General features: G+C 61.6%; 1 protein-coding gene. It reads left to right on the forward strand.

The window, feature by feature from the left end:
• Positions 1-356 precede the first annotated feature (356 nt).
• Positions 357-632, forward strand: a complete 276-nt coding sequence (locus NKI20_RS33650; RefSeq protein WP_352838305.1) for a hypothetical protein — start codon at positions 357-359, stop codon at positions 630-632.
• Positions 633-658: the final 26 nt, after the last annotated feature.

Raw genomic sequence — 658 nt, forward strand, 5'->3', positions numbered from 1 at the left:
CGCCAAGAAGGCCGACGGCCCTCGCCTGTTCGAGCACCAGACGGTTCCGGGTGTGGGCGATCCGCTCCTGGCTTTCGGCGGCCGTTGCGCCACGTCTGCTCATCCTGCATTCTCCACTGTTGAACGAAACATAAGGGATGTTGAACATGAAGGCAAGGATTGGCACTGAGGAAGAGGACCCTAGGAGGGTCAACACTGGATTGGACATGATAATCGTACCCAACCGCTTGTCGTACGCGACCGCGCGCAGCTGTCGCAGCTAGATCAAGCACCTCGCGGTGGACAATTCGGCGCTTTGGTCGCACGTTGGGCCCTCGGAATCGCACCACCGCGGCATTCAATGAACGAGAGTTCCGATGGGCAGTCCCCGTAATTTCATGACGCCCCTCGACGCGGTCGACACCGAGGACCTGCCTGACATTGTCGACATCGTCATGGAGATGGGCGCCCGGATAAAGCTCCCTTCCCCGCCAGTCCTCGACTCGCGACAAGCATCACTGCCTGCGCATCTCGAAAAGCTTGCAGACCCCGCGCGCGATTGCGCCGAGGCGGGGAGTTTGGCAAACACCCGTCGCGCCTATGCCGCGGACTGGAAGCATTCTTTCCGCCTGGTGCCGGCGCCAGGCGTTTGACCCGCTGCCGCCAGATCCGCAAGTTG

The organism is Mesorhizobium sp. M0830, from assembly GCF_040319965.1.
Classification (GTDB): Bacteria; Pseudomonadota; Alphaproteobacteria; order Rhizobiales; family Rhizobiaceae; genus Mesorhizobium.